The 24,814-nt window shown below is 67.4% G+C and carries 27 protein-coding genes; 15 read left to right on the top strand and 12 right to left on the bottom strand.

Annotated elements, in window-relative coordinates; genetic code table 11:
• The first annotated feature begins 283 nt into the window (after positions 1-283).
• From phaC to ACS5PN_RS09065, 4 genes are all read left to right on the top strand, one after another.
• A complete protein-coding gene (phaC, locus tag ACS5PN_RS09080) occupies positions 284-1,960 on the top strand; it encodes a class I poly(R)-hydroxyalkanoic acid synthase (protein WP_439463591.1) in 1,677 nt (558 codons plus the stop codon).
• 14 nt (positions 1,961-1,974) lie between these two features.
• Complete coding sequence (locus ACS5PN_RS09075) at positions 1,975-3,159, top strand: acetyl-CoA C-acetyltransferase (RefSeq protein WP_439463590.1); 1,185 nt, start codon at positions 1,975-1,977, stop codon at positions 3,157-3,159.
• A gap of 31 nt (positions 3,160-3,190) precedes the next feature.
• On the top strand, positions 3,191-3,928 hold the full coding sequence (phbB, locus tag ACS5PN_RS09070; RefSeq protein WP_439463589.1) for an acetoacetyl-CoA reductase: 738 nt from the start codon (positions 3,191-3,193) through the stop codon (positions 3,926-3,928).
• Between the two features lie 68 nt (positions 3,929-3,996).
• Positions 3,997-4,509: a hypothetical protein gene (locus ACS5PN_RS09065; RefSeq protein ID WP_439463588.1), complete on the top strand. Its 513-nt coding sequence runs from the start codon at positions 3,997-3,999 to the stop codon at positions 4,507-4,509.
• Between the two features lie 7 nt (positions 4,510-4,516).
• Here ACS5PN_RS09065 and ubiG read toward each other — a convergent pair whose 3' ends face one another.
• The 8 genes from ubiG to ACS5PN_RS09025 all read right to left on the bottom strand — a co-directional run bounded on the left by ubiG (position 4,517) and on the right by ACS5PN_RS09025 (position 8,783).
• Complete coding sequence (gene ubiG, locus ACS5PN_RS09060) at positions 4,517-5,239, bottom strand: bifunctional 2-polyprenyl-6-hydroxyphenol methylase/3-demethylubiquinol 3-O-methyltransferase UbiG (RefSeq protein ID WP_439463587.1); 723 nt, start codon at positions 5,237-5,239, stop codon at positions 4,517-4,519.
• 22 nt (positions 5,240-5,261) lie between these two features.
• On the bottom strand, positions 5,262-5,639 hold the full coding sequence (locus tag ACS5PN_RS09055; protein ID WP_439463586.1) for a thiol-disulfide oxidoreductase DCC family protein: 378 nt from the start codon (positions 5,637-5,639) through the stop codon (positions 5,262-5,264).
• Positions 5,640-5,643: 4 nt separating this feature from the next.
• Positions 5,644-6,120 carry a DUF2269 family protein gene (locus ACS5PN_RS09050; RefSeq protein WP_439463585.1) on the bottom strand — a complete coding sequence of 159 codons (477 nt, stop codon included), beginning with the start codon at positions 6,118-6,120 and terminating at the stop codon, positions 5,644-5,646.
• Complete coding sequence (locus ACS5PN_RS09045) at positions 6,117-6,488, bottom strand: DoxX-like family protein (RefSeq protein WP_439463584.1); 372 nt, start codon at positions 6,486-6,488, stop codon at positions 6,117-6,119. Before ACS5PN_RS09045 ends, ACS5PN_RS09050 begins: the two co-directional genes overlap by 4 nt.
• Complete coding sequence (locus ACS5PN_RS09040; RefSeq protein WP_439463583.1) at positions 6,485-7,300, bottom strand: sugar nucleotide-binding protein; 816 nt, start codon at positions 7,298-7,300, stop codon at positions 6,485-6,487. Before ACS5PN_RS09040 ends, ACS5PN_RS09045 begins: the two co-directional genes overlap by 4 nt.
• Positions 7,301-7,304: 4 nt before the next feature.
• Positions 7,305-7,685 carry a hypothetical protein gene (locus tag ACS5PN_RS09035; RefSeq protein ID WP_439463582.1) on the bottom strand — a complete coding sequence of 127 codons (381 nt, stop codon included), beginning with the start codon at positions 7,683-7,685 and terminating at the stop codon, positions 7,305-7,307.
• A 19-nt stretch (positions 7,686-7,704) separates the two neighbouring features.
• Complete coding sequence (locus ACS5PN_RS09030; protein WP_439463581.1) at positions 7,705-8,133, bottom strand: thiol-disulfide oxidoreductase DCC family protein; 429 nt, start codon at positions 8,131-8,133, stop codon at positions 7,705-7,707.
• 68 nt (positions 8,134-8,201) lie between these two features.
• On the bottom strand, positions 8,202-8,783 hold the full coding sequence (locus tag ACS5PN_RS09025) for a GbsR/MarR family transcriptional regulator (RefSeq protein WP_439463580.1): 582 nt from the start codon (positions 8,781-8,783) through the stop codon (positions 8,202-8,204).
• A 107-nt stretch (positions 8,784-8,890) separates the two neighbouring features.
• On the opposite strand from ACS5PN_RS09025, the gene ACS5PN_RS09020 reads away from it, so the two are divergent.
• The 11 genes from ACS5PN_RS09020 (at position 8,891) to yddG (ending at position 20,059) form a co-directional block, all read left to right on the top strand.
• Entirely contained in the window at positions 8,891-9,703 is an 813-nt protein-coding gene (locus ACS5PN_RS09020) for a TIGR00266 family protein (protein ID WP_439463579.1), read from the top strand.
• A gap of 54 nt (positions 9,704-9,757) precedes the next feature.
• Positions 9,758-10,756: a YncE family protein gene (locus tag ACS5PN_RS09015; protein WP_439463578.1), complete on the top strand. Its 999-nt coding sequence runs from the start codon at positions 9,758-9,760 to the stop codon at positions 10,754-10,756.
• Between the two features lie 141 nt (positions 10,757-10,897).
• A complete protein-coding gene (locus tag ACS5PN_RS09010; protein ID WP_439463577.1) occupies positions 10,898-11,734 on the top strand; it encodes a polysaccharide deacetylase family protein in 837 nt (278 codons plus the stop codon).
• Positions 11,734-12,708 (top strand): sterol desaturase family protein, encoded by a 975-nt coding sequence (locus tag ACS5PN_RS09005; protein ID WP_439463711.1) that lies wholly within the window; start codon positions 11,734-11,736, stop codon positions 12,706-12,708. Before ACS5PN_RS09010 ends, ACS5PN_RS09005 begins: the two co-directional genes overlap by 1 nt.
• On the top strand, positions 12,708-13,541 hold the full coding sequence (locus ACS5PN_RS09000) for an EI24 domain-containing protein (RefSeq protein WP_439463576.1): 834 nt from the start codon (positions 12,708-12,710) through the stop codon (positions 13,539-13,541). The genes ACS5PN_RS09005 and ACS5PN_RS09000 overlap by 1 nt, the downstream gene beginning before the upstream one ends.
• A 4-nt stretch (positions 13,542-13,545) precedes the next feature.
• A complete protein-coding gene (locus ACS5PN_RS08995; RefSeq protein WP_439463575.1) occupies positions 13,546-14,337 on the top strand; it encodes a competence/damage-inducible protein A in 792 nt (263 codons plus the stop codon).
• A 165-nt stretch (positions 14,338-14,502) separates the two neighbouring features.
• On the top strand, positions 14,503-15,918 hold the full coding sequence (gene glnA, locus ACS5PN_RS08990) for a type I glutamate--ammonia ligase (RefSeq protein WP_439463574.1): 1,416 nt from the start codon (positions 14,503-14,505) through the stop codon (positions 15,916-15,918).
• A 99-nt stretch (positions 15,919-16,017) separates the two neighbouring features.
• Entirely contained in the window at positions 16,018-16,512 is a 495-nt protein-coding gene (locus tag ACS5PN_RS08985) for a hypothetical protein (RefSeq protein ID WP_439463573.1), read from the top strand.
• Positions 16,513-16,535: 23 nt separating this feature from the next.
• Positions 16,536-17,633 (top strand): nitrogen regulation protein NR(II), encoded by a 1,098-nt coding sequence (gene glnL / locus ACS5PN_RS08980; RefSeq protein ID WP_439463572.1) that lies wholly within the window; start codon positions 16,536-16,538, stop codon positions 17,631-17,633.
• A 34-nt stretch (positions 17,634-17,667) separates the two neighbouring features.
• Positions 17,668-19,140, top strand: coding sequence for a nitrogen regulation protein NR(I) (gene ntrC / locus ACS5PN_RS08975; protein ID WP_439463571.1), 1,473 nt, complete (start codon positions 17,668-17,670; stop codon positions 19,138-19,140).
• A gap of 37 nt (positions 19,141-19,177) precedes the next feature.
• Positions 19,178-20,059, top strand: a complete 882-nt coding sequence (gene yddG / locus ACS5PN_RS08970; protein ID WP_439463570.1) for an aromatic amino acid DMT transporter YddG — start codon at positions 19,178-19,180, stop codon at positions 20,057-20,059.
• Here the strand turns inward: yddG and ACS5PN_RS08965 are convergent.
• From ACS5PN_RS08965 to ACS5PN_RS08950, 4 genes are all read right to left on the bottom strand, one after another.
• Complete coding sequence (locus ACS5PN_RS08965) at positions 20,056-21,165, bottom strand: EAL domain-containing protein (RefSeq protein ID WP_439463569.1); 1,110 nt, start codon at positions 21,163-21,165, stop codon at positions 20,056-20,058. The two genes, yddG and ACS5PN_RS08965, sit on opposite strands and share 4 nt — an antisense overlap.
• A 181-nt stretch (positions 21,166-21,346) precedes the next feature.
• Positions 21,347-22,135 carry a flocculation-associated PEP-CTERM protein PepA gene (gene pepA / locus ACS5PN_RS08960; RefSeq protein WP_439463568.1) on the bottom strand — a complete coding sequence of 263 codons (789 nt, stop codon included), beginning with the start codon at positions 22,133-22,135 and terminating at the stop codon, positions 21,347-21,349.
• A 131-nt stretch (positions 22,136-22,266) separates the two neighbouring features.
• On the bottom strand, positions 22,267-23,988 hold the full coding sequence (locus tag ACS5PN_RS08955) for a protein kinase domain-containing protein (RefSeq protein WP_439463567.1): 1,722 nt from the start codon (positions 23,986-23,988) through the stop codon (positions 22,267-22,269).
• Positions 23,988-24,800, bottom strand: coding sequence for a formate/nitrite transporter family protein (locus ACS5PN_RS08950; RefSeq protein WP_439463566.1), 813 nt, complete (start codon positions 24,798-24,800; stop codon positions 23,988-23,990). The genes ACS5PN_RS08955 and ACS5PN_RS08950 overlap by 1 nt, the downstream gene beginning before the upstream one ends.
• Between the last annotated feature and the right edge of the window lie 14 nt (positions 24,801-24,814).

Genomic DNA, 24,814 nt, shown 5'->3' with positions numbered 1-24,814 from the left:
GACGACGCTTGCGGCCCGGCGTGCCGAGGATGTACATCAACAAGCCCAGAGGCAGGACGCCATAAAGCATCAGCGTGACGAAGGCCCCGAAGAGCGTGCCCTGGGGGCTCAGCGCTTCGGCCGCGGCCATCAGCAGCGCCACATAGGCCCAGGCAATCGCAACGAGATACATATGTCATTGGCACGTCAGCGCGTGCGGTTAAAAAGCCGAGTCAGCGAGATGTGGCAAGCTTATTGCAACGGATCGAGACAACACCGCTGACGCGGGAGCTCCGAGGAAGACATGGCCACACGCAAGAAGAACGACGCGCCGCCCGCGATGGAGGGGCAGGCCGCGTTTGCGGACCTGATGCAGCAGATGGCGCATCTGCCGCAGATCTCGCCCACCACGCTGGCCGAACTGCAGGCCGATTACCTGAAGCAGGCCACGGCGCTGTGGAACACGTCGTTGGGGCAGGGCGAGGCTCCGGCGCTCGGCGACCGCCGCTTCGCCGCGCCCGAATGGCGCTCCAATCCGGCTGCCAACTTCATGACCCAGCTCTATCTGCTGAACAGCCAGACGCTGGGCAAGATGGCCTCGGCCGTCGAGGCCGACGACAAGACCAAGGCGCGCATCCGCTTCGCCGTGCAGCAATTCGTCGATGCGGCCTCGCCGAGCAACTTCCTGGCGCTCAATCCTGAGGCCCAGAAGCTGGCCTTGGACAGCAAGGGTGAAACGCTGTCGCGCGGCCTGCAGCATCTGTGGGGCGACGTGCAGCGCGGCCATGTGTCGCAGACGGACGAGAGCGCCTTCGAGGTCGGCAAGAACGTCGCCACGACGGCCGGCCATGTCGTGTTCGAGAACGAGTTGTTCCAGCTCATCGAATACACGCCGCTGACGGCCGAGGTGCATGCGCGGCCCTTCCTGATGGTGCCGCCCTGCATCAACAAGTTCTACATCCTGGACCTGCAGCCCGACAACTCGCTGATCCGCTATGCCGTCTCTGAAGGCCATCGTGTCTTCGTCGTCAGCTGGCGCAACCCGGATGAATCGGTCAAGGCGCTGACCTGGGACGACTACATCGAGCACGGCGCCATCGAAGCCATCCGCGTGGTGCAGGAGATTTCGGGCCAGGACAAGATCAACACCCTGGGCTTCTGCGTCGGCGGCACCATCCTGGCGACCGCCCTGGGCGTGCTGGCCGCGCGCGGCGAGCAGCCGGCCGCCAGCGTGACGCTGCTGACCACGCTGCTGGACTTTGCCGACAACGGCATCCTGGACATCTTTGTCGACGAGGCCATGGTGAGGCTGCGCGAGGCCACCCTCGGCCCCGAGTCGCCCAAAGGCCCGCAGCTGCTGCATGGCCAGGAGCTGGCCACGACCTTCAGCTTCCTGCGCCCCAACGACCTGGTCTGGAACTATGTCGTCGGCAACTACCTCAAGGGCGAGCAGCCGCCGCCCTTCGACCTGCTGTACTGGAACGGTGACTCCACCAACCTGCCGGGCCCCATGTACTGCTGGTATCTGCGCCACACCTATCTGCAGAACGAGTTGAAGCAGCCCGGCAAGCTGACGGTGTGCGGCGAGAAGCTGGACCTGGGCGCCATCGAAGCCCCGGTCTACATCTACGGCTCACGCGAGGATCACATCGTGCCCTGGCAGGCCGCCTACCGCAGCACGCAGCTCCTGAAGGGCAAGAAGCGTTTCGTGATGGGAGCCTCGGGTCACATCGCCGGCGTCATCAATCCGCCGGCCAAGGGCAAGCGCAGCCATTGGATCGCCAAAGGTTCGGCGCTGCCGGCAGACTCCGACGCCTGGTTCAAGAGCGCGACCGAGCACCCCGGCAGCTGGTGGCCGGACTGGTCCGCCTGGTTGGCCTCGCATGCCGGCGCCAAGAAGGCCGCCCCCAAGACGCCGGGCAGCCGCAAACACAAATCCATCGAGCCGGCACCGGGCCGGTACGTCAAGGTCAAGGCCTGAAAGGAAGACAAGCCATGAGCAAAGAAGACATCGTCATCGTCGCCGCCGCCCGCACGGCGATCGGCAAGTTCGGAGGCACCCTTGCCAAGACGCCTGCCAGCGAACTGGGTGCGGCCGTCATCCAGGACCTGCTGCGCCGCACCGGCCTGACCGGCGACCAGATCAACGAGGTCATCCTCGGCCAGGTGCTGACGGCCGGCGTCGGCCAGAATCCCGCCCGCCAGGCCGTCATCAAGTCGGGCCTGCCCCAGGCCGTGCCGGCCATGACCATCAACAAGGTCTGCGGCTCCGGCCTCAAGGCCGTGATGCTGGCGGCCCAGGCCATCCGCGACGGCGACAGCGACATCATCATCGCAGGCGGCCAGGAGAGCATGAGCCTCAGCCCCCACGTGCTGCCGGGCTCGCGCGACGGCCAGCGCATGGGCGACTGGAAGATGGTCGACACCATGATCGTCGACGGCCTGTGGGATGTGTACAACCAGTACCACATGGGCATCACGGCCGAGAACGTGGCCAAGAAGTACGGCATCACGCGCGAGCAGCAGGACGCACTGGCGCTCGGCTCGCAGCAGAAGGCCGCTGCCGCGCAGGACGCCGGCCGCTTTAAGGACGAGATCGTCCCCTTCAGCATTGCGCAGAAGAAGGGCGACCCCATCGTGTTCGCCGCCGACGAGTTCATCAACCGCAAGTCCAACGCCGAAGCCCTGGCCGGCCTGCGCCCCGCCTTCGACAAGGCCGGCAGCGTGACCGCCGGCAATGCCTCCGGCCTGAACGACGGTGCCGCCGGTGTCGTCGTCATGACGGCGTCCAAGGCTGCGGCCCTGGGCCTGACGCCGCTGGCGCGCATCGCCTCCTACGCCAGCGCCGGCCTGGACCCGGCCCTGATGGGCATGGGCCCCGTGCCAGCCGCCCGCAAGGCGCTGGAGCGCGCCGGCTGGAAGCCGGCCGACCTGGACCTGCTGGAAATCAACGAAGCCTTTGCGGCCCAGGCCTGTGCGGTGCACAACGAGATGGGCTGGGACCTCAGCAAGGTCAACGTCAATGGCGGCGCGATTGCGCTGGGCCACCCCATCGGCGCCAGCGGCTGCCGCGTGCTCGTCACGCTGCTGCATGAAATGGTCAAGCGCGACGCCAAGAAGGGCATCGCGTCGCTGTGCATCGGCGGCGGCATGGGCGTGGCCCTGACCGTCGAACGTTGATACCCTCACCCACCACAACAGGAGACATTCCATGAGCCAAAAAGTTGCCTACGTCACGGGTGGCATGGGCGGTATCGGTACCGCCATCTGCCAGCGCCTGCACAAGGAAGGCTTCAAGGTCATCGCCGGTTGCGGGCCGAGCCGCGACTACCAGAAGTGGCTGGACGAGCAGAAGGCCCTGGGCTACAACTTCCACGCTTCGGTCGGCAACGTGGCCGACTGGGGCTCGACCGTCGAGGCCTTCCAGAAGGCCATCGGCGAGCATGGCGCCATCGACGTGCTGGTCAACAACGCCGGCATCACCAAGGACCGCATGTTCCTGAAGATGACGCCGGACGACTGGCATGCCGTCATCGACACCAACCTGAACTCCATGTTCAACGTCACCAAGCAGGTGGTGCCGGGCATGGTGGAAAAGGGCTGGGGCCGCATCATCCAGATCTCGTCGGTCAACGGCGAGAAGGGCCAGGCCGGCCAGACCAACTACTCGGCGGCCAAGGCCGGCATGCATGGCTTCACCATGGCACTGGCCCAGGAGCTGGCGAGCAAGGGCGTGACGGTCAACACCGTCAGCCCCGGCTATATCGGCACCGACATGGTCCGCGCCATCAAGCCCGAGGTGCTGGAGAAGATCGTCGCGACGATTCCCGTCAAGCGCCTGGGCACGCCCGAGGAAATCGGCTCCATCGTCGCCTGGCTGGCCAGCGGCGATTCGGGCTTCTCCACCGGCGCGGACTTCTCCTGCAACGGCGGCATGCACATGGGTTGAGGCCCATCGGGTTCCTGCCCTTCACTCGGCGGCCTTCATGGCCGCCGAGCTTCTTTCGGCTTTCGTTGGTGAACTTTCTTCCCTTCTTCAATCGGTCCAGGCGCTGGGTGCCGGCGTTGCTGGCCGTGGCTCTCGCGGGCTGTGCCAGCACCAGCAGCCTGCAGCCGTTCACGACCGACGGCTGCAGCATGTTTCCCGACCGCAATGTCCTCGCGGGCAAGGATTGGCGCTGCTGCTGTGTCGTGCATGACGTGGCCTATTGGCGCGGCGGAACCGCCGAAGCGCGGCGCGCCGCGGATGCGGAACTCCAGGCCTGCGTACGCGCCGCCACGGGAGACCCGGTGCTGGGGCTGGGCATGGAGACGGGCGTGCGGACCGGCGGTACGCCTTACCTGCCCACGTCGTTCCGCTGGGGCTATGGCTGGGGTTATGGCCGCTTCTATCGACCACTGACGGCCTTGGAGGAGGCGCAGGCCGAGACGCTGCTGGTGGACTACCGGGCGGGGCAGCCGGATGCCTGCATGGCCCCGCCCGCCGCGGCCACCCCCTCAGCGAGGCCAGCTTCCGCTGCGGGCGGCTAGCGCCGTCTCAAGGCTGGAGCGCGCCCCGGACCTTCTGCATCGCCAGCAGGTAGTTCACGCCCATCCAGTTTCCAAGGCTGAAGGTCTTGGTGACCGGGTGGTAGCGAAGTCCCCTTTCGTCACGAAGCACGAGGCCCGCCGCGGCGGCCATCGCCTTCAGCTCGGCAGGCCGGATGAACTTGGCGAAATCATGGGTGCCACGCGGCAGGACCTTCAGCACACGCTCCGCGCCAAAGACGGCGATCAGCCAGCTGAGGGGCGATCGGTTGATTGTCGAGAAGAACGCCCAGCCGCCGGGTTTCAACAGCGTCGCGCATGCCGCTACGACCTGCGCCGGATTCGGTACGTGCTCCAGCATCTCCATGCAGGTCACTACATCAAAGGCAGCCGGCGCTTCAGCGGCGAGATCCTCTGCCGCCACATGGCGATAGGAGACCGCCGCCTTGCTGCTGGCCGCATGAAGCGTGGCCACCTTCAGCCCCTTGTCGGCGAGATCGATGCCGAGCACCGCGGCGCCGCGGTGTGCCATGGCCTCTGCAAGGATCCCGCCACCGCAGCCGACGTCCAGTGCTTGCTTGCCGGCCAGGACCGCCAGGCGATCTATCCATTCGAGCCGGTGGGGGTTGATCGCATGCAGAGGCCGGAACTCCGACTCAGGGTCCCACCAGCGCGAAGCCAGCGCCTGGAACTTGTCGAGCTCTGCGGCATCAAAGTTGTTGTGCTTGCTCATCTTTCCTCCTTGATTGAATGGATCACCAGTGGCCCCGGCGGCGATTCCAGCGGTAGAGCTGGCGCGCGAACGCGGCATAGGCCCACGACGTGAGGGTGCGCAGGCCGGGCCATGTCAGCGGCCACAGCAGCCAGCCCCAGCGCCGTTGCAGTGACCAGGTGGTGAGCAGCGCAGGTGCGCCGATCTGCAGGCGACCTTCGGGGTCGACGAGATGCAGCTGCTCGCGGACCTCTTCCAGATCCAGCCCCAGTGCGTCGAGGCGCTCCGGGTTGTGATGCACGTCCACCCATTCGACCTCGCCCTCGGCAATGCGTGCGCGCATCGCGCACACGCCGGCGTCGCAGACAGGGCAGGCGCTGTTGTAGTAGACGGTGTGTGGTTTTGGCGAGGGCGTGGACATGGCATCAGGCCCAGAGCGCGGGTTTGTTCACCATCAGGAAAAAGACGGCCAGCATGGCGACGAAGGCCGGATAGCCCAGCGATTCCCAAGCCCGTTGCCAGCGCGCGTAGTGGGCCGACAGCGCTCGGCCGCTGGCCAGTGCGGCCTCGACCTCACGGGCCATCTTCAGCTGCAGCCACAGCACTGGCAGCCAGCAGGCGCCGGCCACCGCGTAGAGCAGGACAGAGGCCAGCAGCCACGGCGTGCTGAGTGGCCAGCCGGCGGTGTGGGCCAGCCACAGGCCGCTGAGGGGCTGGACGATGACGGCGGGCGTCGTGAACCACAGGTCGGCCCTCACGACGAGGCGGGCGACAACGGCGCGCGCTTCGAGGCTGGGGGCGCGGTTGGTGAAGAAGAGATAGAAGGCCGAGCCGAAGCCGGTGCCGACGAGCAGCACGCTGGACACGATGTGCAGCGTCTTGACGAGCAGATAGAGGTTCATGCGCGGCTGGCCTCCGGGTCCAGCAGGGGAAGCAGGGCCAGCACGGGCAGGTTCTTCAGCAGGGCACCGAAGGGGTCGAGCCAGAGCGACGGCAGCAGCGCGGTGGCCAGCAGCGTCATGCCGATGACGCCGGCGGCCGCGAGGCGGTAGGTGTGGGTGCCGGGCCGCAGCAGGATCAGCAGGCCGATGGCCGCGTCCCAGGCGCTGCCCAGCAGCACCAGGGCGAGTGCCAGACCGGCGCCCATGCCGGTGGCCTTCTGCAGCAGGTCTATGCCTGCAGCGCCGCCGTCGTGCAGGCTGGCCGCCACGGTGCCCGACCACAGCAGGACCAGCGATGCGCGGGCCAGCGAGAGGCGGGCGGCGCTCATGCCCAGGCCCCTTCCATGGCACTGCGCAGCGGCCGGTCCAGCGGCGTGGCCTGCACCGCCTCCGCACTGTCGTGGGCCAGCAGATCCAGCGCCGTGCTGCACCAGGGTCCGAGAGGGATGAGATCGCCCAGGCGGGCCGAGGCGCGGGTCAGGGCGTCGGGCAACTCGACCTGGCGTGCCGGGCTCAGCCCGCGCAGGATGCGGCGGCGCGCGATCCACTCGGCCACCGTGGCGGCCTCGGGGCCGACGGCGGTCCACGAGGCAGCCCGCGGAGAAGCCAGCGCCGCGACGATGCCGGCGGCCAGGTCCTCGACGCGGATGGGCTGCACGCGGCAACGCGCGACGGCGGCCGGCAGGGGCAGCCAGGGCAGGCGGCTCAGCCGGTCCAGCAGGCGGCTGCTGATGCCGCCGACGCCGATGATGAGGCTGGGTCGCACGATACAGGCGCGGCCGGCCAGCGCGATCTCGCCCGCCTGCTTGCTGCGCGCATAGGCGCTGACGCCGCCGCACAAGGCCGACACATGCACCAGCCGCGTGATGCCGCGCGCCTCGCAGGCATCGGCCAGGGCGGCGGGGGCGCGGTGGTGCATCAGGTCCAGCAGGTCGCTGACCCCGCCAGCCTGGTCGCGCAGGCAGCCCGCGGTGTAGACGACGCCGTCCACGCCCTTGAGCTGAGCCTCCCAGGCCTCGGGCCGGTCCCAGCAGTCCACGGGCCGGAGATCGGCTCGCACGGCACCATGCCCGGACTGAGCCAGCGCGGCCATCACGTGGCGGCCGACAAAGCCGCCGGCGCCGACAACGAGGATCTTCATGGCCTCACCTCGATGCAGCGGCAGCCGCGACGGGGCCGAGGGGCGCCACAGGCTTGGCCAGCCTCGCCTGCACTGGCCCCCAGACGCGGCGGGTGATGACGGCGATGCTGAAGAAGCAGCCCGCGGCCGTCAGCCTCAGCGCGCGGTGCACGGCGGCCAGCGTGCTGTCGTAGAAGTCGCCAAAGGTCAGGGCCAGCACCAGGGTCCCCGCGACGGCCAGCACATAGGCGCTGCGCACCCAGAAATGCGCACCGACCTTGCCGGGCAGGGGCTCGACGCACAGTGAATCCAGCACCACCAGCAGGATGGGCTGCAGATAGCCGATGGCGAGGATGGGACCGAGGATGGCGATGACCAGGGTCAGGGAAAAGTTCAGGGCGGACATGTGGGTCTCCTTGGGTTGATCAGGGGATGCGGCAGGCGCCGTCGACCGGGCAGGCGCGCTCCTGGATGCGAAAGGCGGTCCGCACCAGCGTGTGAGGCATCTGGTAGCGGTGCTTGACGAGCCAGGGGTAGGCCCGGGCGGCGAGGCGGGCGAACCACGGCTTGCGCAGCCAGCGCGCGACGTTGGGGAAACCGGTGGCCTCGTAGATGACGACGAAGGCCGGGATGCCGATGAGCCAGCCGCCGTCGGGGCGGCGCACATGCATGAGTTGCAGCATGGCGTCCAGGCTGGCGCCCAGCGGGGCCGGATCGAAACCGGGCTGGGCGATGTCGATGAACTCGAGCAGTCCGGCGCCATTGCGCGCCATCAGCAGGGCCATCTCGCCGCGGCACAGCGGGCAGGCGCCGTCGAAGTAGACGGTGTGGACCGAAGGTGTATTTGCGTTCATGGCTGTTATTTCTGTCAAAAGTGAAATTGCAACTCAAAAAAAGGGGCCTGGTCGCAGGCCCGGTGTTGTCATCCCATCGGCGGCATGGGCGGGGTGACGGGGAAGACGCTGGGCGCCGCGTCAGCGTCGCCAGGCCGCACGAAGCGCTGCACCTGGGCGCCCAGGCGCAGGATCTTCTCCAGCGTGGCGGGCGACAGTCGCAGCATCTCGTCGCTCCAGCTGCCCAGGGTCTGCATGAAGTCCAGCGTGCTGCGCAGCCGGTCCTGCAGAGCGGGCGACTCCTTCTCCAGCCCCGGATCGCGCGACAGCTCATGCAGCAGGGCGACCGTGGGGTCGAATTCGCGCTCCTTGCGTTCGCGCACGATGGTGCGGAACAGCTCCCAGACATCGCCTGAGGTCTCGTAGTAGTCGCGCCGGTCGCCCAGCACATGGGTGACGCGGATCAGCCGCCAGTTCAGCAGCTCCTTCAGGCTGTTGCTGATGTTGGAGCGGGCCAGCACCAGGGTGTCGGCGATGTCCTCGGCATGCAGGGGCTGGCCGTGCACGAAGAGCAGGGCGTGGATCTGGGCGACGCTGCGGTTGACGCCCCAGTTGGAGCCCATCTCGCCCCAGTGGACGATGAAGCGGCGGGCGATGTCGGTAAGTTCCATGGCTCGCAGAGTACTCCTGCGGAAATTTCTGTCAATACAGAAATTTAATTTGCGTTCACGAGTCGTGGCTATCATCCGGGCCGTTTTTTGAACCCCGGGAGAGCCACATGGCCATGGATGTTGTCGACTATGAGATCAAGGGTGCCGAGATGCAGTTCGTCGAGATCGAACTCGATCCCGGCGAGGCGGCCATCGGCGAGGCGGGTTCGATGTTCTTCATGGACTCGGCCATCAGCATGGATGCCGTCTTCGGCGACGGCTCCGCCGGCCAGGGCGGCTTCTTCGGCAAGCTGATGGGCGCCGGCAAGCGCCTGCTGACGGGCGAGTCGCTGTTCACAACCGTCTACACCAACAACGGCAGCGGCAAGCAGCGCGTCGCCTTCGCCGCGCCTTATCCGGGCAAGATCATCGCCATGGACCTGAAGCAGCTCGGCGGCACGCTGATCTGCCAGAAGGACGCCTTCCTGTGTGCGGCGCGTGGCGTGTCCCTGGGCATCGCCTTCCAGCAGAAGCTGTCGACCGGCTTCTTCGGCGGTGAGGGCTTCATCATGGAAAAGCTCGACGGCGACGGCCTGGCCTTCGTGCATGCCGGCGGCACCATCGTGCGCCGCAGCCTGCAGCCGGGCCAGACGCTGCTGGTGGACACGGGCTGCGTCGTGGCCTACACGCCCAACGTCAATTTCGAGATCCAGTACGTCGGCAAGATCAAGACGGCGCTGTTCGGCGGCGAGGGCCTGTTCCTGGCCAAGCTGGCCGGTCCGGGCGAGGTCTGGCTGCAAAGCCTGCCCTTCTCGCGCCTGGCTTCGCGCATCTTCGCGGCGGCGCCGCAGATGGGCGGCCACAAGGAAGAGGGCTCGGTTCTCGGTGGTTTTGCCGGCGGCGGCCTGCTGGGCAGCATCCTCGGTGGGGACGACGAGTAGGCGCCCCGGTAAACTGCGGCGTTGTAGAGGGCGGCAACTGCCGCCCTTTTTGCTTTGCAAGGATTCCTGATGTTTCGTCGCAGCGCCTTCGCGCTCCTGATGCTGCTGGCCGGCCTGGTCCAGGCAGACACCCGTCCCCCGGTCTTCGTGCTGAATTCCCTGGACGCCGACATCTCGGTCGTCGACCCGGTCAGCTTTGCCGTCGTCAAGCGCATCCCGACGGGCAAGGAGCCCCATCACCTTTACCTGTCGCCGGACGAGAAGTCCCTCATCGTCGCCAATGCCCTGGGCGATTCGCTGACCTTCATCGACCCCCGCACGGCCGAGGTCCAGCGCGTCGTGCGCGGCGTGCCCGACCCCTACCACCTGCGCTTCTCGCCGGACATGAAGTGGTTCATCACCGCCTCCAACCGCCTGGACCGCGTTGACCTCTACCGCTGGCAGGGCAGCGTCGCCGGTGAGCCGCTGCAGCTGGTCAAGCGCATCCCGGCGCCCAAGACGCCGAGTCACCTCAACATCGACAGCAAGAGCACCACCCTCTACGCCAGCCTGCAGGACAGCGACGAGCTGATGGCCATCGACCTGGCGACGCAGGCGGTCAAGTGGAAGCAGGCCGTCGGCAAGATGCCGGCCGACATCTATCTGACGCCGGATGACCGCTTCATCCTCATCGGCCTGACGGGCGACAAATTCGTCGAGGTCTGGGACGTCAGCGGTGCGGCGCCCAAGCTGGCCAAGCGCATCCTGACGGGCGCCGGCGCCCACTCCTTCCGCGCCTGGGGCGACAAGCGCCATGTGCTGGTCAGCAACCGCGCCGCCAACACCATCAGCAAGATCGACCTGACGACGCTGGCCGTCGTCGACCAGTTCCCCGCACCGGCCGGGCCGGACGACATGGAGCTGCTGACCGACGGCAAGACCCTGCTCGTCACCTCGCGCTGGGCCGGCAAGCTCACGCAGATCGACACGGCCACGCGCAAGGTGGTCAAGCAGGTCAAGGTGGGCAAGTCGCCGCACGGCATCTGGACGCTGGACCATCAGCCACGTCTATAGAAATGGCGCCTCTCGTCCAAGGAGTACCTTGGCCGGTCCCCCGCGGGGACGGCGATGCTTGCCGGCTCGACAGGCAAGCACATCGCCATGGCGGGCCGGCTAGGGAGCGGCCCGTCGCCCGGCCCGAAAAGAGAAATTGAAATGAAAGCCTGGTTCTTGGCGCTGGTGGCTACTGCGGCCACCGCGCAACCGTCTTGCGACAAGCCGGTCTATCTCACCTTCGACACCGGCCACATGGGTGTCGCGCCGCTGATCGCCGAGACGCTGAAGAAGCACAACGCCAAGGCGACCTTCTTCCTGGCCAGCGAACCCACGCTGACCGGCGGCACGACGCTGGACGAGACCTGGGCGCCGTGGTGGCGCGAGCGCGTGGCCGAGGGCCACGACTTCGGCTCCCACACCTGGGACCACGACATCTTCATGGAGGATGTGCTGGACGCCGACGGCAAGGTGGTTCGCTTCAAGGTGAAGACCCAGGCCGGCGTCAACCCGCCCGTCGTGCGCGAGCTGACGCCCGAGCAGTACTGCGAGAGCCTGAACAAGGTCGGCGAACGCTTCAAGGCCATGACGGGCAAGCCCCTGGGGCCCATCTTCCGTGCGCCGGCGGGACGCTCGTCGACAGCGCTGCTGAATGCCGCCAAGGCCTGCGGATTCAGCCACGTCGGCTGGAGCCGCGCCGGCTTCCTGGGCGACGAGCTGCCCAGCCAGAGCAATCCCAATGCGGTGCTGCTGGAGAAGGCGCTGCGCGACATCAAGCCCGGTGACATCCTGATCGCCCACCTGGGCATCTGGGAGCGCCAGGACCCCTGGGCGCCCGCGGTGCTGGAGCCGCTGATGAGCGGCCTGGAGCAGCGGGGCCTATGCTTCGCACCGCTGCGCGAGCATCCGCGCTTTGCCAGCCTGTTCAAGGCCGCTGAGGCCAAGGACAGCAAGGTCGCCCTGAAGGCCGAACCCAAGACCTACGCCCGCAAGCCGTGATCGACTGGATATCCAACACCTTCGACAGCCTGCAGCTGTGGCTCTACGAGTCCGTCGTGCAGCCGGTGGTGTTTGGCCTGGGCTTCGGCAATCTGCTGGAAGACGCCTTTGACGCCACCGGCTGGCTGCTGCTCGGCCTCATCCAGATCGCCGTCATCCTGCTCGGCATCGGCATCCTGGAGCGTCGCTGGCCGGTCGAGCCCGTCGTCGACCACGCGGCCGTTCGCACCGATGTGCTGTACACCCTGATCCATCGCCTGGGCTTGGTGCGCCTGCTGATGTTCTTCAGCATCGAGCCTTTGTGGGATGGCATCGCCGGCGAGCTGCGCATGGCCGGCCTGTCGACCTGGCAGCTGGATGGGCTGTGGCCCGGCGTGACCGACATCGCCTGGGTGAGCCTGCTGCTCTACCTCCTCGTCTTCGACTTCGTGGGCTACTGGCTGCACCGCGCCCAGCACCAGTTCAACTGGTGGTGGGCCCTGCACAGCCTGCACCACAGCCAGCGCCAGATGACGATGTGGAGCGACAACCGCAACCACCTGCTGGACGATGTGCTGATGGGCACGGCCATGGCCCTGCTGGCCCGCCTCATCGGCGTGGAGCCGGGGCAGTTCGTCGCCATCACCGTCATCACCCAGCTGCACGAAAGCCTGCAGCATGCGAATGCGCGCGTCAGCTTCGGCCGCATTGGCGAGCGCCTGTTCGTCAGCCCGCGCTTTCACCGCCTGCATCACAGCATCGGCATCGGCCACGAGTCGGGCGGTCGCGGCACCCTGGGCGGCCACAACTTCGGCGTGCTGCTGCCGCTGTGGGACCTGCTGTTCCGCACCGCCAATTTCGAGCCCCGCTTTGATGCCACCGGCGTGCGCGACCAGCTGCCCGAAGAGGGCGGCCGTGACTACGGCCGCGGCTTCTGGCGTCAGCAGTGGCTGGGGCTGATCCGTCTGTTCGGTTCGTTCAGGAAAACAGCCTGATGCAAGGTCTCGTCGATTCCTTCTGGCGCGCCGCCGCCTATTGCCTGCACCCCCGCGTGATCGGCCTGTCCCTGCTGCCGCTGGTCATCGCCGGCGGCCTGGTGTTTGGCTTCATGTTCTTCTTCTGGGAGGCCGCCAACGCCAGCGTGCGGGCCACGTTGGAGAGCTGGCACCTGATTGACAGCCTGCTGAAATGGCTGGGCAACCACGACATGGAGTCCTTCCGCAGCACCTTGACCGGCATGCTGGTGCTGGCCGGCGTGCTGCCCGTCGTCATCCTGCTCAGCCTGCTGCTGGTCGCCCTGCTGATGACGCCGGCCATCGTGCGTCTCGTCGCGCAGCGCCGCTTCCCGCTGCTGGAGAAGAAGCGCGGCGGCACGCTGCTGCAGAGCGTGGCCGCATCGCTGGGCGCAACGCTGATCGCCCTGGTGCTGATCATCCTGTCCATGCCGCTGTGGCTGATCCCGCCCTTGGTCATGGTGCTGCCGCCGCTGATCTGGGGCTGGCTGACCTACCGGGTCTTTGGCTTCGACGTGCTGGCCGATCATGCCTCGGCCGAGGAACGCCGCGCATTGCTGAAGGAGCACCGCATCCCCATGCTGGCCATGGGCGTCGTCTGCGGTTATCTGGGCGCCGTGCCCTCGCTGATCTGGGCCGTGGTCGGCGTGACGGCCATCATCCTGGCGCCCTTCGTCGTGCTGCTGGCCATCTGGCTCTACACCCTGGTCTTCGCCTTCTCCACGGCCTGGTTCACGCACTACGCGCTGGCGGCCTTGCAGGCACGCAGGGCGGCGGAACCGGTGGCCGAATCTGCTGTCCTTTTAGAGAACTGAACGCATGCAAGTTGGACTGATCATCATTGGCGACGAGATCCTGTCCGGCAAGCGCCAGGACTCCCACCTGGCCAAGTTCATCGAGCTGCTGTCCCAGCGCGGCATGCAACTGGCCTGGGCTCAATACCTGGGCGACGACCGCGAGCTGCTGGTGGGCCGGCTGCGCGAGGCGTTTGCCAGCGGCGATCTCGTCGTCAGCTGCGGCGGCATCGGTGCCACGCCCGACGATCACACGCGCCAGTCCGCGGCCATGGCCCTGGGCCGACCGCTGGCCCTGCATCCCGAGGCCCAGGAGCTGATCTGGCAGCGCATCCAGCAGATGGCGGCGGAGCAGGGCAAGACGGTCACCATCGACGAGCCCGACAGCCTGCGCCGCTTCGAGATGGGCGTCTTCCCCGAAGGCGCCGGCATCATCCCCAACCCCTTCAACAAGATCCCCGGCTTCTTTGTCGGCAATGTGCACTTCGTGCCGGGCTTTCCGGTCATGGCCCATCCCATGATGGCCTGGGTGTTGGACCGCTACCCGCAGCTGCACCGCCAGGTCGGCGTCATCGAGCGCTCGCTGATCGTGCAGGGCGCCATGGAGGCCAGCCTGACGCCGCTGATGGAAGCCGTCGAAGCCGACTTCGCCGGCATCAAGGTTTTCAGCCTGCCCAGCGTCGACCACCCGCAATGGGGCCGCTGCATCGAGCTGGGCGTGAAAGGCAAGGCGGAGAGCCTCGACAGCGCCTATGACGCCCTCAAACAGGGCGTGATCCAATTTGGTGCGTCCATCAGCACTGAGCTGGTGCGATAGTTCTCGCGCCGTAACCGGGGTCGCCACATAATGCCCGGCGCTGCCGGGCAGCAACCCATGTCGGTGCATCTGGCATGCAACCTGCTTTGAATACCCCCGTGGCCGCTGACGCGCGTGCGTTGGCGGCGGCAACCCACCCCTGATCGATCCCGCTAGGAGCTATTGATGGCCAAGACCGTCGCCGATGTGATGAGCATGGTGAAGGACAACGAAATCAAGTTCGTTGATTTCCGCTTCACCGACACCCGTGGCAAGGAGCAGCACGTCTCCGTGCCCGTCTCCCATTTCGATGAAGACAAGTTCACGTCGGGTCACGCCTTCGACGGTTCCTCGATCGCCGGCTGGAAGGGCATCGAAGCCTCGGACATGCTGCTCATGCCCGATCCCAACACCGCCAACGTCGACCCCTTCTTCGAAGAGCCGACGCTGATCCTGTCCTGCGACGTGGTCGATCCCGCCGACGGCAAGGCCTATGAGCGCGATCCGCGCTCGCTGGCCAAGCGCGCCGAGGCTTATCTGAAGGCCTCCGGCCTGGGCGACACGGCTTATTTCGGTCCGGAACCCGAGTTCTTCATCTTCGACAGCGTGCGCTGGGGCAATGAAATGTCCGGCTCCTTCTTCAAGATCGAGTCCGAAGAAGGCGCCTGGAACTCCTCCAAGGAGTACGAGCACGGCAACAGCGGCTACCGTCCCACCGTCAAGGGCGGCTACTTCCCCGTGCCCCCGGTCGACAGCGGCCAGGACATGCGCTCGGAGATGTGCCTGATCCTCGAACAGATGGGCATCCCGGTCGAAGTGCATCACCACGAAGTGGCGAACGCCGGCCAGATGGAAATCGGCACCAAGTTCAGCTCGCTGGTGCAGCGCGCCGACTGGCTGCAACTGCAGAAGTACATCATCCAGAACGTCGCCCACGCCTATGGCAAGACCGCGACCTTCATGCCCAAGCCGCTCGTCGGCGACAACGGCAGCGGCATGCACGTTCACCAGTCCGTCTGGAAGGACGGCAAGAACCTGTTCGCCGGTGACGGCTACGCCGGCCTGAGCGAATTCGCCCTGTACTACATCGGCGGCATCATCAAGCACGCCCGCGCCCTGAACGCCATCACCAACCCCGGTACGAACTCGTACAAGCGCCTGGTGCCCGGCTTCGAAGCCCCGGTCAAGCTGGCCTACTCGGCCAAGAACCGCTCGGCCTCGATCCGCATTCCCTATGTCGGCAACCCCAAGGGCCGCCGCATCGAAGCGCGCTTCCCGGATCCTTCCGCCAATCCGTACCTGGCCTTCTCGGCCCTGCTGATGGCCGGCCTGGACGGCGTGGAGAACAAGATCCACCCGGGCGAAGCCGCCACCAAGGACCTCTACCACCTGCCGCCGGAAGAAGACGCGAAGATCCCGACCGTCTGCCACAGCCTGGACCAGGCCCTGGACTATCTGGACAAGGACCGGGCCTTCCTGACCAAGGGTGGCGTGTTCACCGACAGCTATATCGATGCCTACATCGAGCTGAAGATGCAGGAAGTGACGCGCTTCCGCATGGCGACCCACCCGGTCGAGTTCGACATGTACTACGCGCTGTGATGGCCATGGGCAGCCTTCACGCTGCCTGTGTCATCCCCGCAGAAGGGGGCCGCTGCCGCGGCCCCTTTTTTGTTGCCCGCGCTGAGCCACAATCCCCACATGCTGAATCGATTGCTGGCACCGCTGCTTGTCCTGGCCAGCCTGGGCGCGCAAGCCCAGGGCACCGTCTACCGCTGCCCCGGTCCGCCGGTGCTGTACACCGACGCGCTGTCCGCCAAGGAAGCCGCCGAGAAGGGCTGCCGCTCCATCGAGGGCACGCCCATCACGGTGCTGCAGTCGCCCAAGCCGCGCCCCGCCACGGGAGCCGCGCCGGTGGCCGAGGGGCAGCGTGGTGCTGACGGCCGTGTCGATGCCGGCCAGCAGCGCGCGCGCGATGACGAGCGCCGCCGTGTGCTGCAGACCGAGTTGCGCACAGCCGAGGAGCGCCTCGCCGCGGCCCAGAAGGAATTCAACGGCGGCCAGGGCGAGCGTCGCGGCGACGAGCGCAACTACCAGAAGTATCTGGACCGCATGGCCGAGCTCAAGGACAGCGTCGCCCGCTACGAGTCCGATGTCCAGGCGCTCAAGCGCGAGATCGGCAAACTTCCCCCCTGAGGCGCGAAGCGCCTCGGCGCTTCATGACTGATACCCCCTTGCTGCCGGCCGAGTTCGCCGGCCTGGACCTGCTGGCGACCATGGTGGTTGTCGCGCGTGCCGACGGCGAATGCCTGTTCGCCAATGCCGCTTTCGAGAACGGCATGCGGTTGTCGCGCCGCACCGTGCAGAAGGCGCAGCTGTCCGACTGGTTCGACGACGCCCAACGCCTGCTGGAGACCTTGGCCGGCGTGGCCGCCAACCACTATTCCAGCAGCCGTTTTGACGCCCTGCTGCGCCGCGGCGCCTGGGCCCACGAGGACGGCCTGCCTGTGCATGTCATCGTGTCGCAGATGGATGCGGCGGAAGACGGCACGCCGCGCGTGCTGGTGGAACTCATCGAGATCGCCCAGCAGGCCCGCCAGGACCGTGACGAGCGCAGCCTCGACCAGGTGCAGGCCACCAAGGAGCTGACGCGCAACCTGGCCCATGAGATCAAGAACCCGCTGGGCGGCATCCGTGGCGCGGCCCAGCTGCTGGCGCTGGAGCTGCAGGACGGCAGCCCCGAGCTGACCGAATACACCCAGGTCATCGTCCATGAGGTCGACCGGCTGCAGAGCCTGGTGGACCGGCTGCTGGCGCCGCACCGCCGCGCCCACGTCGTCGGCGACGTCAACATCCACGAGATCTGCGAGCGGGTGAGGGCGCTGGTGCTCATCGAGCACCCCAAGGGCCTGGTGATCCCGCGCGACTACGACACCTCCCTGCCCGACTTCCGCGGCGACCGCGAGCAGCTGATCCAGATGGTGTTGAACATCGTGCAGAACGCCGCTCAGGTGCTGGGTTCGCGAATTTCGGCCGGCGACGCCCAGATCGTGCTGCGCACCCGCGTCTCCCGCCAGGTCACGATTGGCAAGCAGCGCTGGCGCTTGGCATTGGAATTGCATATCGAGGACAACGGTCCCGGCGTCCCCGCCGAGATCCGGGATCGCATCTTCTTTCCCCTGGTCTCAGGGCGGGAGGGCGGCTCGGGACTCGGACTCACGCTCGCGCAGACGATCGCCCAACAGCACCAAGGGATGATCGATTGCGAGAGCGAGCCGGGCCTGACGAATTTCCGAATCACGCTGCCCCTGCCTTGACGCCACAAGCCGACGGGAGGGGCTGAGGAACCGCATGAAATCCATCTGGGTTGTTGACGACGACCACTCGATCCGCTTCGTGCTCGAGAAGGCCCTGGCCCGCGAGGGGCTGCCGGTGCGCAGCTTCAGCAATGCGCGCGACATGCTCGCCGCGCTTGACGACGATTCACCGCAGGTGCTGGTGTCCGACATCCGCATGCCGGGTGGCTCGGGCCTGGAGCTGCTGGCCAAGGTCAAGGCCCGGCTGCCGGCCCTGCCCGTCATCATCATGACGGCCTACTCCGACCTGGACAGCGCCGTGTCGGCCTTCCAGGGCGGCGCCTTCGAGTACCTGCCCAAGCCCTTCGACCTGCCGCGTGCCGTGGAGCTGATCCGCCGCGCCCAGGAAGAAAGCCAGCGTGAGGCCGGTGAGCAGGAAGCCGCGGCCCAGGTGCCCGAGATGCTGGGCCAGGCGCCGGCCATGCAGGACGTCTTCCGCGCCATCGGCCGGCTGTCGCAGAGCAATGTGACCGTGATGATCACGGGCGAGAGCGGCTCGGGCAAGGAGCTGGTGGCGCGCGCCCTGCACAAGCACAGCCCGCGCGGCGAGGGCCCCTTTGTGGCCATCAACACGGCGGCCATTCCGAAGGACCTGCTGGAGAGCGAGCTCTTCGGCCACGAGCGCGGCGCCTTCACCGGCGCCCAGGCCTCGCGGCGCGGCCGCTTCGAGCAGGCCGACGGCGGCACGCTCTTCCTCGACGAAATCGGCGACATGCCCTTCGAGCTGCAGACGCGGCTGCTGCGTGTGCTGTCGGACGGCCAGTTCTACCGCGTCGGCGGCCACAGCCCGATGCGCAGCAATGTGCGCGTCATCGCGGCCACCCACCAGAACCTGGAAGACCGCGTGCGCCAGGGCGTGTTCCGCGAGGACTTGTTCCATCGTCTCAACGTCATCCGCCTGCGCCTGCCACCGCTGCGCGAGCGCCGCGAGGACGTGCCCTCGCTGGCCCGTCATTTCCTGCAGCGCAGCGCGACCGAACTGGGTGTCGAGCCCAAGCGCCTGTCGGATGCGGCCCTGACGGTGCTGACCAACTTCGACTTCCCGGGCAATGTCCGGCAACTCGAGAACATTTGCCACTGGCTCAGCGTCATGGCGCCCAGCCAGGTCGTCGAGCCCAAGGACCTGCCGGACGAGGTGCAGCCCGGTTATGTCCCCGCGCCGTCCACCACGGCCATGACCAGCCTGCCCGCTGCGCAGCCCAGCGCCGCAGTGCCGGCCCCCGTCGCCGCGCCCGCCAGCACCAGCAGCGGCGAAGGCTGGCTGGCCGACATGGCTGCCGACGCGCGCGCCCGCCTCGCTGCGGGCGAGACCGACGTCTGGGATGCGCTGACCAAGAAGTTCGAGGCCCAGCTCATCCTGACGGCCCTGGACATCACGCGCGGCCGTCGCATCGAGGCCGCGCAGAAGCTGGGCATCGGCCGCAATACCATCACGCGCAAGATCCAGGAGCTGGGTCTGGACGTTTGAGCGGCGCCGCTTCCCGGCTTGCCGGGGAGTTGTTGAATTGGCTGTTTCGTCTCGCGCCGCCCTCGCCATGGGCCTGGGCGCCATCCTGCTGTGGAGCACCTCGGTTGGCACCATGCGCGGCATCACCGAGCATCTGGGGGCCACCGGCGGTGCGGCCGTGCTCTACACGTTGAGTGCGCTGCTGCTGTTCGCGGTGACGAAGCGCACGCCGCTGAAGGCCTTCCCGCCCCTGTATCTGCTGCTGGGTACGGCCCTCTTCGTCGGCTACCAGCTCTGCTTTGCGCTGGCCGTGGGCCTGGCCCGCAGCCGCAGCGAGGCCATCGAGGTCGGCATGGTCAACTATCTGTGGCCCAGCTTGACGGTGGTGTGCTCCGCGCTTGCATTGCGCCAACGCGTGGGTGTCGTGATGCTGACGGGCCTGGCTCTGGCCTTTGCTGGCGTCGTCGTGGCCTGCATGCCGGCGCATGGCTTCAGCTTGTCCGGCTTTGTCGCCCACGCCACGGGCAACCCGCTCAGTTATGGCCTGGCCTTGGGCGCAGCAGTCACCTGGGCCCTCTACTGCACCGTCACGAACCGGCTCGCCAAGGGCTGCAATGGCGTCTGGCTCTTCATGGCGCTGAGTGCGGTCGCCTTCTGGGCGTTGCATCTGCTGAGGCCGGGGACTCCATCCATGCACTGGTCGCTGCCCGCGGTCGGCCAAGTGCTGCTGGCCGGCAGCGCCGTCGGCGCGGCCTATGCGCTGTGGAATCTGGCCATCCTGCGCGGCAATGTTGGCACCCTGGGCCTCGCTGCCAATGCCACGCCGTTGCTGTCGGCGCTGTTCGCGTCGTTGTGGCTGAGCACGGCATTGCCACTGAGCTTCTGGGCCGGTGCGGGTCTGGTGGTGGTCGGCTCCGCCTTGGCGGGCCGCGGACGCTAGAGCTTGTCCACCATCACCGGCTTGCCCGTCAGATAGCCCTGGATGAGGCGGAAGCCCATGTCGCGGCAGATCTCGGCTTCGGCTTCCTGCTCGACGCCTTCGGCGAGCGGGATGGAGCCCAGCTCCAGCACCATGCGCACCAGGTCGCGCACCATGCGCTGCTTGCGGTCGCTGGCCTCATGCAGATTGCGCACGATGCCCATGTCGAACTTGACGAAATGGGCGGGCACCTCGGCCAGCTCGTTCAGGCGCGCCTGGCCCGCGCCGAAGTCGTCGTACGCAAAGGCCACGCCGATGCTCTTGAGACGCTCCGCCAGTTCGCGCATGCGGTCGACTTCGACGACCGCGCTTTCGTGCACCTCCACCACCAGCTTGGGTGGCACCGGCAGGGCTAGCAGCGTGTGCAGGGACTGGAAGAACTCTTCCGAGAAGGTCTCGCTCGGGTGGGCATTGACGAAGACGTGCACGCCCTGGGCCTTGGGTGCCAGCGCCGCCACGCCGTAGGAGCGGAAGGCTTCGCTCAGCTCGGCCTCACGACGCAGCGTGGCCGCCATCATGAACAGATGCATGGGCGAGCCGGGCAGGTCGGGGTGGGTGCAGCGCCCCAGCAGCTCGTAGGCGAGCAGGCGCCCCGTGCGGGCATCGACGATGGGCTGGGCCGCAGCGGTCAGGCCGCGGCCGGCCAGGAACTCCATGAACTGCGCTTCCTTGCGGACGAAGTTCTGGCTCAGCGGGTTGTTGCTCGACACCACCATCGTGCGCATCGGGCGCGGCTCGGCCACGGTGGAAGCGGCCAGCGTCTCGTCGTGGGTCAGCCGGAACTCGGCGGTGCAGAAATGGATGATGTCGTTGGGCGCCAGCGGCCGCGGGCCGGCCAGACGCTCGTGATTGACGAAGGTGCCGTTGGTGCTGCCCAGGTCGACCACCATCAGCCCGCCGACCTCGTTGGCCTGCAATTCAGCATGACGCCGGGACAGCCCCTGCGCCTCGATGGTCAAGTCATTGCCGACATCGCGGCCCACGCTGAACGGCAGCCTTTCGATGCGATGCGTCACGCGTGAACCGTCAGCGGCCACGCTCTCCAGAAACCACGGCGTACTGCCCATTCATGCCCTCCACGCCCCTCGCCGCGAATCGGCGGTGCCGCACTCTCGGTGCTGGCTGCGGGATGAGCACATTCTGAAACACATTCGCCGGGGCTGACCACCGGTCCTTCCCTCGGTTTGGGGGCTGGTCCACCGTCACCCTTAGGCCCTCAGGCCCCGGGGCGTGACGGTTACAAAGATGTCAGCGTGAAGTGCCGCGGCGGCGTGCCAAAAAGCCGATCACACCCAGGCCACCCAGCAGCAGGGTCGATGTCATCGGCTCCGGCACCGGGGCCGCAAAGTTGATCGAGCCGCCGCCCTGCTGGACCATGAAGCCGTTGGCGAAGGGCTGCACCTGCGAGCTGGTGTTGGTGAAGGAGGTGTCGGCCCGGCTGTAGAAGCCCGCGGGCAGGGTGAAGGCCGGTGACACATTGCCGACGGACACCGAGGCCGTGGCCGACGGCGAGAAGGCGCCGCCGCCCGGGAAGCTGACGACGCCGCCGCTGAGCAGGCTGCCGGTGGCCAGCACCACCGGTGCGGCGGCCGTCGTGGTCGGCGTGGTACCGCTGAAGCCGAAGCTGGCAGTGCCGTTGTAGCCGTAGAGCGTGTAGGTCAGCGAGGTGAAGCTGCCGACGGAAACCTGCGTCAGCGGGTTGTTGCCGTCGGTGGTGCCGCTGCCGGTGAAGGCGATGTAAAGGCCGTAGCTGCTGTTCAGGCCGGGGATCGTCAGCGTCGTGTTGCCGAGCTGCGCGCCGGTGATGGCCAGGAAGCCGGTCTCGGTGAAGGTGGTGGTGGAGGTGCGGGTCACCGTCGCGTAGTCGGAGATCAGCAGGTTGTCGGCCGTGAAGGAGGTGCCAGCCAGGCCGGCTGCACTCGGGTCGAAGGTGAAGCTGTTCAGCGCACTGGCGCCTGCCGAGGCCGCCAGCAGCCCTGCGGCCAGCAGCCCACGCGGCAGCCAGGAAGCGGGCAAGGTCTTGAAGGCGGTGTGCATGCTGGTCTCCTGGCAGTCGCGTACGGCAAGATTCCGGTGATTTTGCGAGGCTGTCTCGATTGACCAAGGGGCGGCCGGCCAGAGACTAGGGGGGCGCTCCATTCATCTGAGGGACGGCATGTGGCTTGCCGTCAGCGCCCCGCCACGCGCAGGGCCAGCAGCAGCAGCGTCGACAGGCCGAAACCCAGGGTCAGCACGCGCCAGAACAGCAGGGGGTGACGTTGCTGCAGCGGCGTGCGGTCGCGGCCCATGAACTCGGCGCTGGGGGCGTAGAGGTCATGCGCAAACTCCGACAGCGCCTGCTGGCGCCGCGCGGGCTGGGGATGCAGGGCCTTGCGCAGCACGCGGTCCAGCCATTCCGGCAGGTCGGGGCGGCGGGTGCGCAGCGGCACGTACTGCAGCCGGTGCAGGTCCCGCGGGCCGCGCACCTGGGGCACCTGCAGGCCATAGGGCAGGGCGCCGGTCAGCATCTGGTAGGCCAGCACGGCCAGCGAGAACAGCTCGGACAGCGGCGTGCCGCCGTCGCCGGTGAAGTATTCGGGCGCCGTGTATTGCAGGCTGCCGGCGATGTCGGTGGCGCGGGCATCACCCCGGCCTTCGTTCAGGCCGGCGACATGCGCCGCGGCCAGGTCGATGAGGATGACGGTGCCCTGGCGGTCGATCATCAGGTTCTCGGGCCTCAGGTCCTGGTGCAGCATCTCCTTGCGATGCAGGACCTGCAGGCCGCGGGCGATCTGGTCGACGAGCTGGCGCACCTCGTCCAGGCCGGGCCGGGGGTGATCGGTCATCCACTGGGCCAGGGTCTGGCCGGTGATGAACTCCATCGCCGTGAAGAGATGCTCGCGACGCTTCTCGGCCGGCGCCGCCTTGATGACGTGGGGGCTGTCGACGCGCCGGGCCACCCATTCCTCGGTAGCGAAGCGGTCCAGGGCGCGGTGGTCGGTGCCCATCTCGGCCGAGGGCAGCTTCAACGCCCATTCGCGGCCTTCGGTGTCGACGGCCAGCACGACCTGGCTGCGCGCGCTGGTGTAGAGCTCGCGCACGACGCGGTAGCCCTCGAACTCCATGCGTGGTGCGAGGCGCGGCGGCAGGCGCAGGCGCTCGTGCCGCATCGGCGGGCCGGCGGTGTCGGGCAGGGATTCGACGCGGGCCAGCATGACGGTGGCGTTGTCGGGGCTGCCGCGCGCCAGGGCCGTGGTCACCAGGGCTTGCGCTGCGGCCTGCAGGTCATCGCCATGGCGGCTGATCGTGTTGATGACCAGGGCCGCGTCCAGGTGTTCGTAGGCGCCATCGGTGGCCAGCAGATAGGTCTCGCCGATCTCGGTGGGCCAGCAGGCGTGGTCGACCTCCAGATGCGGGCTGATGCCCAGCGCCCGGCCGAGATAGGTCTGGCCGCCGTCCAGGCGCACGCGGTGGTCGTGGCTCAGTTGCTCCAGGGCGGTCGCATGCACGCGGTAGGCGCGCGTGTCGCCGACATGCAGCAGATGCACCTCACGGCCCTTGAAGACCAGGGCGCTGAAGGTGCAGACATGGCCCCGGTCCTTGTCGAAGCGGCCGTCGCCGCGCTGGGTCTGGGCGTGCAGCCAGCCGTTGGTGGCGGACAGCACGCATTGCGCGGCGCGGCGCACCGTCCAGGCTTCGGAGGTGCCGTAGTAGTCCTCCAGAAAGCCGCGCACGGCCGCCGCGCTGGCGACCTGGCTGACGGGGCTGCTGCTGATGCCGTCGGCGATGGCCAGCGCGATGCCGCGCGAACGGCGTTGGGCGCCGGTGGGCTGGGCGATGCCGTGGAAGTCCTGGTTGAGCGGCTTGCGACCGGCCTCGGAGTGCTGGCCGATTGCCAGCCTGAGGCTCATCAGTTGAGCACTCTCTTCGGTGCTGTCTTGTAGTGCGTCGAATACAGCGACAGGCCGACGAAGGTGATACCGCCCACGAGGTTGCCGACCACGGTGGGGATCTCGTTCCAGATCAGGTAGTCCATGATGGTGAACTTGCCGCCCAGCATCAGCCCCGAGGGGAACAGGAACATGTTGACGATGCTGTGCTCGAAGCCCATGTAGAAGAACACCATGACCGGCATCCACATGCCGATGGCCTTGCCCGACACCGAGGTCGACATCATGGCGGCGACGACGCCGGTCGACACCATCCAGTTGCACAGCACGCCGCGGATGAAGAGGGTCAGCATGCCGGCGGCGCCATGGGCCGCATAGCCCACCGTGCGGCCCTCGCCGATGCTGCCGATCTTCAGGCCGACCGCGTTGGGCGCCTCGGAAAAGCCGAAGGTGAAGATGATGGCCATGAAGACGGCCACCGTCAGCGCGCCGGCGAAGTTGCCGAAGAACACCAGGGTCCAGTTGCGGAACACGCCGCCCCAGGTGGCGCCGGGGCGCTTGTCCAGCACCGCCAGCGGCACCAGCGTGAACACGCCGGTCAGCAGGTCGAACCCCATCAGGTAAAGCAGGATGAAGCCGACCGGGAACAGGACGGCGCCCAGCAATGGATTGCCGGTATTGACGCTGACCGTCACTGCAAAAGCCGCCGCCAGCGCCAGGATGGCGCCGGCCATGTAGGCGCGGATCAGCGTGTCCCGCGTCGACATCAGCAGCTTGGATTCACCGGAGTCGACCATCTTCGTGACGAACTCTGTGGGTACGACATAGGCCATGGGTTGTCTCCTCT

The organism is Roseateles sp. NT4 (assembly GCF_051857475.1).
GTDB lineage: Bacteria > Pseudomonadota > Gammaproteobacteria > Burkholderiales > Burkholderiaceae_C > Pelomonas.
This window is presented reverse-complemented; position numbering and strand designations above follow the sequence as displayed.